Genomic DNA, 6,850 nt, shown 5'->3' on the forward strand with positions numbered 1-6,850 from the left:
GCAAGGCGGAGGGGCGCCCGAGTACTGGACGTACTTGGGCGCCCCGACAACGCGGCGAGGCGCGGCGCCAGGCGGCGCGGGTCAGGCAAGATCCGAAAGAGACGGCCTAAGCCCGCAGCAGGGCGAGCTGGTGGTGTACGGCCGTGGTCGTGCGGTGGGTGTCGTCGGTGGCGAGGAGGTCGAGGAGGGCGCCGCGGAGCACCGCGAGGGCCAGGGTGCGGCGGGTGGCGCCCTGTTCGCCGTCCCGGTCGGCCGGTGTCTGGCAGGCGGCCAGGACGTCGAGCCAGTCGTTCACGGTGGTCCGGGCGAAGCCGGCCCAGGCGCCGTCCGGCTCGACGAGGGAGCGCGCGTACGCCTCCGCCCAGAGGCGCAGGAGCGGGCGGTGCTCGTCGGCGGCGAGCCAGGTCCAGAGCTGCTCGACCGCCGGTACGAGGCCGATGGGCGGCCCGCCGGCCGGCCGGAGCCGGTCCAGGAGCCCCAGCTCGTCGGTGCGGGCCCGGGCGAGGAGCGCCTTGACCAGGCCGTCCTTGTTGCCGAACAGGAACATCAGGACACGGGGGCTGGAGCCGATGGCGGTGGCCAGCGGGCGCAGGGAGAGCTCGGCGAGGCCGTGTGCGAGGGCGTAGCGGTACGCGGCCTCCAGCAGCTCCACCTGCCGGGCGGACGGGTTGCTTGTCGCTTCCTGGGACATGGGGCTAGCCTAGCGTTACTGAAACAGTCGTGTCAGTGGGAGCTGGCCGAGGAGCCCGGGAGAGCACGTATGCAGCAGCACGAACACCGGCCGCACGTCGTCGTGCGCCGCGCCGACCGCCCCGGGGACCTGGGCTGGGCCGTGATGGCCCACGGCGAGGTCTACGACGAGCAGTTCGGCTGGAACACCGACTTCGAGGCGCTGGTGGCCGGGATCGTCGCCGACTACGGCGCCGGCCACGACCCGGCGAAGGAGGCCGCGTGGATCGCCGAGGTCGACGGCGAGCGCACGGGCTGCGTCTTCCTGGTCTCCGGCGACGAACCCGGCGTCGCGAAGCTGCGCATCCTGCTCGTCACCCCGAAGGGCCGGGGCCTCGGCCTCGGCGCCCGCCTCGTGGAGGAGTGCCTGGCCTTCGCCCGGGAGGCCGGCTACCGGCGGGTGACCCTGTGGACCAACGACGTGCTGGTGTCCGCGCGCCGGATCTACCAGGGCTTCGGCTTCGTCCTCGCCGACCAGGAGCCCCACCACAGCTTCGGCCACGACCTCGTCGGCCAGAACTGGACCCTCGACCTGCACCCCGCCACCGAAGGGGAGCGCTGAATGCGACCGGACCCAGAGCCGCCGCGTCCGGTCTTCGACGCCCACCTGCACATCGTCGACCCGCGCTTCCCCCTGATCGGGAACGACGGCTACCTGCCGCCCGCCTTCACCGTCGCCCGGTACCCCGAGCGCACCGCCGAGCTCGGAATCCGCGGCGGCGCCGTGGTCTCGGGCTCGTTCCAGGGCTTCGACCAGGACTACCTGCGCGACGCGCTGGCCGCCCTCGGCCCCGCGTACGCCGGGGTCACCCAGGTGCCGGCCACGGTGACGGACGAGGAGATCCGCAGCCTCGACGCGGCGGGCGTACGGGCGGTCCGCTTCAACGTCCGCCGCGGCGGGTCGGCCACCCTAGACCAGCTCGACCGCCTGGCCCGGCGCGTCCACGAGGTCGCCGGGTGGCACACCGAGCTCTACATCGACGCCCGCGACCTGCCCGAGCTGTCCGCGACCCTGGCGGCGCTGCCCGCCGTCAGCGTGGACCACCTCGGCCTGCACCGCGACGGCCTTCCCCACCTGCTGAAACTGGTCGAGCAGGGCGTCAAGGTCAAGGCCACGGGGTTCGGGCGCGTGGACCTCGACCCCGCCACGGTCATGGCCACCGTCGTACGGGCCGATCCGGCCGCGCTGATGGCCGGTACCGACCTGCCCTCGACCCGCGCCCGCCGGCCGTTCTCGGACGAGGACTTCGCCCTCATCGCCGAGACCGTCGGCGAGGAACACCTGGGCGCGGTGCTGTGGGACAACGCCGCCGCGTTCTACCGCATCGACGCGCGGCCGGGGCCCGGCCGCTGAGCCGCCCGGCGGGCCGGCCCCGCGGGGTCCCGTGCGCGGCCTACCGCGGCGCGACGGCCGCGACGACGCCCCGTACGGCCGTTCCGTCCGGCCAGGTCCACCCGGCGACGACGTGTCCGGCCGCCTCCGGGTCGGCCTGCGCCGGCCGCAGGACGCGGCGGACCGGGACGTCGAGCCCGTCGCCGGGGCCCGTTCCGTGCACGGTGACGGTCGGGTCGGGGGTGTCGCTCTCGCTCTGGTGCTGCGGGACCGCCTCGCCGCGCAGCAGGGCGCGCAGCTGCGCCGTCACCACCGGGTCGTGGACGCCGTCGTAGATCCACCGCAGGCCGAGCACCCCGTGCTCGGAGGTGCCGATCAGCGCCTCGCCGGGGGCGCCGTCCAGCGCGGCGGCGCGGTAGGCCAGCGGGACCAGGTACGCCACCGGTTCCGGTGCGCCGGCGTCCACCACGACCATGAACTCGATGCCGACCTCGCCCTCGGGGTCGTCCAGGCGGAACCCGCCGGCCCTGGCCAGCTCCGGCGTGCCCGCGTGGCCCTCGTACCAGCTCTGCTTCGGCAGCCAGGCGGTGAGCAGCTCCAGTTTGGTGGGCGTCATGGTGGTGCGGTGGATGGTGGCCATACGAACTCCCTCGGAACGTGAACGAAGATCGAGAACCGAACCTATCGGAACCGCCCGCGCTTGCCGAGGGCGTTTCCGACCGCATCCGCAAACACCGGCCCACCGCCCGGGCCGCCCTGCGCGGGCTGGGCCTCGGGGCCGTCGTACTGCTCGCCCCCGTCCTGACGGCCGTCCTGCTGCTGACGGCGTCCGACCCGGCCTGGACCTACGACACCCTGACCGCCGGAGCCGTCGGCTACCTGGCCCCGCTCGCCGTCTACGCCACCGCCGTACTGCTTTCGCTCGCCGCCTGCTTCCTCCTGCCGTTCCGCGCCAGCACCCTCGCGACGGTCATCGGCCTCGGCCCGCTGACCCTGCTGCGCCCGCTGGCCGTCGCCGCCGCCTGCGCCGGCGCGCTCGTCAACGGCGGCGGTTGGCCGGCCCTGCTGGTGGGCGCGGTCGCCGGCGCCGCCGTGCTGTGCGTGGAACCCGCGGTGCACCGGCGCTGGTACCGGCAGGTGCAGTAGCACCCGGCGCCGCCGACGGGCCCGCGCCGCCGACGGGCCCGCGCCGCCGCCTCCCGGGCCGGCCGCCACGACGTGTGGCATCCGCTCGCCCTTGCCACAATGGCCACATGGCCGGTACGGGGCCCTCGGGCGAGGGCCGTTACGGTGAGCGGGTCTTCCGTCCCGAGGACCGGGGCGAGGACGACCGGATCGACCTCGGGGCCCTCACGTACGACGACACGACCATGGCCCGGCTGCGGCAGCTGGGCGTGGGACCGGGCTGGACCTGCCTGGAGGTCGGCGCGGGGACCGGCACCGTGACGCGGCGTCTGCTCGGCGAGGCGGGGGTCGCCTCGGTCCTGGCGGTCGACCGCGACGTACGGTTCCTCGCAGCGCACCCCGTGCCCGGCATGGCCGTGCTCCGGGCCGACATCACCTCCGAGGACTTCTCCCCCGGGCTGTTCCGGCTCGTCCACGCCCGGTTCGTGATCATGCACCTGCCCTCCGCGCGGCAGCTGGTCTCCCGGCTCGCCGGGCTGCTCGCCCCCGGCGGGGTCCTGGTCGTCAGCGACGCCGTCGACCTGACCACGCGGACGGCGCCCGTGACCCCGTACACCCGCGCCATGCGGGCCATGTGGCAGGGGCTGCGCGACAGCATCGGTACCGACGTCTCGCAGGTGCCCCACCGTCCCGAGCTGCTGCGGGAGGCCGGGCTGGAGGCGGTCGCGGCCGAGATCCACGTGCCGCCGCTGCTGCCCGGCAGCGCGATCAGCCGGTTCTGGGCCGACACCTGGGAGCGGGCCCGTCCGGCCATGACCGCGACGGGGCTGATCGACGACGCCCGGCTCGATGAGGCCCTGCGCTACCTCGACTCCCCCGGGTGCACCGGCCTGTCACCCGGGATGCTCACCGCATGGGGATGGAATCCGGCGCGGCGCTGAGCCCGGCGCCGCCGGGCGGGCAAAGATGGACAAAAGGAAGGACGTCAGCCATGCCCGCACAGGGATCCGCAGAGCAGCCCACGACCGAACTCGACGCCCGCTACAGCTCCGCGCTCAACCCCCGCCCGGGCGCCGCGGACGTGACCGCCACCGAGTGGGACGAGGCCCGGCGGCAGCTGGAGGCCGCCGAGATCTTCTGGGTGTCCACGGTGCGGCCCGACGGCCGGCTGCACGTCACCCCCGTGATCGCCGCATGGCACGACGGGGTGCTGTACTTCTCCACCGGCACCGCGGAGCAGAAGGCGCGGAACCTCGCGCACGACGGCCACTGCGCGCTGACCACCGGCCGGAACTCGCTCACCGAGGGCCTCGACCTCGTGGTCGAGGGCACGGCGGAGCGGGTCTCGGATCCGGCGGTGCTGGAGGAGGTGATCACGGCCTTCGAGGCGAAGTACGGCGCGCACATCACCTCGCCCGAGGGCACCTTCCACGGCATGGGGGACGCGTTCCGCAGAGGGGACGACATGGTGTTCGCCGTGGCCCCGGCCATCGCGTACGGCTTCGGCCGGGACGACGGGGTGTACACGCATACGCGGTGGGCGTTCTGACGGAGCGTTCAGCGCCGCCGACCGGAGACTCGGACCCGGTGTCGTGGTGCCTCGTGGTGCGTGGCGGGCGGCAAGCGGAAGGTCCCTCGGCCCCGCCCCGGCAACCCGCTGCCGGACACCGGTCACCGGCCCTCAAGCCCTCCGGCCCCGGCCTCTCCGCTATGCGGGCGCGTCCGCCAGCAGGGTGTCGGCCTGTGCCACGAACTCCGCGACCTCCGCGACACCCCGGTACGGCTCGAACCGCTTGCGCAGGCGCGCGATCCTGCGGAAGGCCCGTGGCGAGTGGAGCTGCCGGGTGAGCCGTACCGCCTCCAGCCCGTGCCGGGCGGCCGCTTCGGGCTCGTTGTTCGTCAGGTCGGCGTGGGCGAGGATGCCGGTGTTGATCGAGCGGCGGCGCATGTGCGTGGCGGGCAGGTCGCGCAGGGCGGCCTGCGCGTACTGGCAGGCCTTGGCAGGCTCGTTGAGGTCCCGGAAGCAGTGCGCGAAGGCGTCCGCCAGGTAGGCCTCCTTGAAGTAGCGCAGGTAGGCCGCCGAATCGTCCGCCGGGCCCGACCGGTCGAAGTGCTGCTCGGCCTCCGAGAGGGCCCGGGCGCAGGCCCTTCCGTCACCCATGCGGGCATGGCCGCGCGCCTCGACGACCCAGGCCACCGCGAGGGCGAGGTGCCCACCGCGCTGCCGCCCGCCCAGCCGCGCGGCCTCGGCGAGCTGCACCGCCTCGGCCGGGTGCTGGGCGTACAGCGCGAGGTGTCCCATGTGGGTGGCCATGACCTGGGCGCCGTAGTCCCGCGAGTCGGCGGCGTGCGCCAGGCCCAGGGCCAGGATGTAGTAGCGCTCGGCCAGATTGAGCTCGTTGCAGTCGATGGCCATGTAGCCGGCGGCCGCGGTGAACTCGGCCGCGGTCTGCAGCAGGGCCCGGCCCACCTCGTCGGTGCGGGATTTCCTGAGCAGCGGGGCGACGTCGAAATGCAGATAGTTGATCATGTGCCGGCGGATGCGCTGCGCTCCGAACTCGTGGCTGAGCCGCTCGAATTCATTGCCCAGCGCGCGCAGGTGCCGCACATCGGCCATGGTGACCCGGCCGTCGGTGCCCGCATAACTCACGTCCTCCCGCGGGCCGCCGATCAGCCAGTCCCGGCTGGCGGCCGATACGGCGCCGGCCGCAAAAGCGGAATCGATCAGAAATCCGCGACTCTCCACGTCGTACCTCCACAAGCGCCTCGCTGTATCGACAGCGCGTTCCGTGTTCCTGGGATAGCGGAGTCCGATCGTGTGGTCTTCCGAGACGATGTCCATGCCGAGGTCCTGGGGTGTCAGCATCCGGCCGAGCCGCTGGGAGAACACCTGCGCCAGGAGGCTCGGGGCGGGATCCCGCGGAATGGAGCCGGCCAGCCAGCGCGCGACCGCGGTGTGGTCGCAGCCCATGCTGAGCCCTTGTGTGGCGGCGAGTTCGCTGACCCGCCGTGCCAGACCCTTGCGGGAAAAACGTGCTTCATTGATCAGGTCCTGCAGGTTCCGGTTCGGTTCTCGACGAGTACTCATCAGACCCCCGATGCGTTTGCTCCGCTCGACCACCCACGCTAATGACCCGACGTCAGGTTGACTAAGTCTTTGCCGTCAACGCGCCCTTTTCGAGCCCCCTGCCGCGCCTGTTGCCCGACACCGCGCACCTGTGCCCACCCCGTTCCTGCTCTCGACAGTAGGGCCAGGACATCTGGCTGACGGGTCGAAAGTCCCGTTTCTGGGGTGGAGGAGGCCGCAATGAACGGCGAGATGCGAAACGGCTGGGGCGCGGCGGAATGTATTCGGCTTCTGGTGCTCGTGGGCCTGGTCGCGCTCATCGCGGCCGGCCCCGCGCCCGGAGAGCTCTGGTCCGTCGTGGCGGCGGCAGCGGGTGAGGTCGCCGCACAGCTGCTGACCCGGCCGCGCACCGGGCGCCCCCTCCCGCCTCCGGCCGGCGACCGGCCCGCGGCGACGGAGGAAGACGACCGCCCTTGACGTGAGCCCGGCCGTCCGGCCGGCCTAGGTCGTCTCTTTCGGATCTTGCCGGTTAAGCCCGCGTCGTCTGGCGCCGTGCATCGCAAGGCGGAGGGGCGCCCGAGTACTGGACGTACTTG

The 6,850-nt window shown here is 73.3% G+C and carries 9 protein-coding genes; 6 read left to right on the top strand and 3 right to left on the bottom strand.

The features are described from left to right. Positions 1 to 106 precede the first annotated feature (106 nt). Entirely contained in the window at positions 107 to 691 is a 585-nt protein-coding gene (locus ACFWP3_RS41200) for a TetR/AcrR family transcriptional regulator (RefSeq protein WP_384231986.1), read from the bottom strand. A gap of 69 nt (positions 692 to 760) precedes the next feature. On the opposite strand from ACFWP3_RS41200, the gene ACFWP3_RS41205 reads away from it, so the two are divergent. Continuing rightward, a complete protein-coding gene (locus ACFWP3_RS41205; RefSeq protein ID WP_384231988.1) occupies positions 761 to 1,291 on the top strand; it encodes a GNAT family N-acetyltransferase in 531 nt (176 codons plus the stop codon). After that, positions 1,292 to 2,083, top strand: coding sequence for an amidohydrolase family protein (locus tag ACFWP3_RS41210; RefSeq protein WP_384231990.1), 792 nt, complete (start codon positions 1,292 to 1,294; stop codon positions 2,081 to 2,083). A 40-nt stretch (positions 2,084 to 2,123) separates the two neighbouring features. On the opposite strand, the gene ACFWP3_RS41215 is transcribed toward ACFWP3_RS41210, so the two are convergent. Beyond that, on the bottom strand, positions 2,124 to 2,702 hold the full coding sequence (locus ACFWP3_RS41215) for a 1,4-alpha-glucan branching protein (RefSeq protein ID WP_384231993.1): 579 nt from the start codon (positions 2,700 to 2,702) through the stop codon (positions 2,124 to 2,126). Between the two features lie 17 nt (positions 2,703 to 2,719). Between ACFWP3_RS41215 and ACFWP3_RS41220 the strand changes: the two genes are divergently transcribed. The 3 genes from ACFWP3_RS41220 (at position 2,720) to ACFWP3_RS41230 (ending at position 4,736) form a co-directional block, all read left to right on the top strand. After that, positions 2,720 to 3,208 carry a hypothetical protein gene (locus ACFWP3_RS41220; RefSeq protein WP_384231995.1) on the top strand — a complete coding sequence of 163 codons (489 nt, stop codon included), beginning with the start codon at positions 2,720 to 2,722 and terminating at the stop codon, positions 3,206 to 3,208. Between the two features lie 107 nt (positions 3,209 to 3,315). Then, on the top strand, positions 3,316 to 4,128 hold the full coding sequence (locus tag ACFWP3_RS41225; protein ID WP_384231997.1) for a class I SAM-dependent methyltransferase: 813 nt from the start codon (positions 3,316 to 3,318) through the stop codon (positions 4,126 to 4,128). Positions 4,129 to 4,178: 50 nt separating this feature from the next. Continuing rightward, on the top strand, positions 4,179 to 4,736 hold the full coding sequence (locus tag ACFWP3_RS41230; protein WP_384231999.1) for a pyridoxamine 5'-phosphate oxidase family protein: 558 nt from the start codon (positions 4,179 to 4,181) through the stop codon (positions 4,734 to 4,736). Positions 4,737 to 4,895: 159 nt separating this feature from the next. Here ACFWP3_RS41230 and ACFWP3_RS41235 read toward each other — a convergent pair whose 3' ends face one another. Continuing rightward, complete coding sequence (locus ACFWP3_RS41235; RefSeq protein ID WP_384232001.1) at positions 4,896 to 6,275, bottom strand: transcriptional regulator; 1,380 nt, start codon at positions 6,273 to 6,275, stop codon at positions 4,896 to 4,898. 219 nt (positions 6,276 to 6,494) lie between these two features. Between ACFWP3_RS41235 and ACFWP3_RS41240 the strand changes: the two genes are divergently transcribed. Beyond that, positions 6,495 to 6,731 (top strand): hypothetical protein, encoded by a 237-nt coding sequence (locus ACFWP3_RS41240; protein ID WP_384232003.1) that lies wholly within the window; start codon positions 6,495 to 6,497, stop codon positions 6,729 to 6,731. Positions 6,732 to 6,850 lie beyond the last annotated feature (119 nt).

Source organism: Streptomyces sp. NPDC058525 (assembly GCF_042719495.1).
GTDB lineage: Bacteria > Actinomycetota > Actinomycetes > Streptomycetales > Streptomycetaceae > Streptomyces.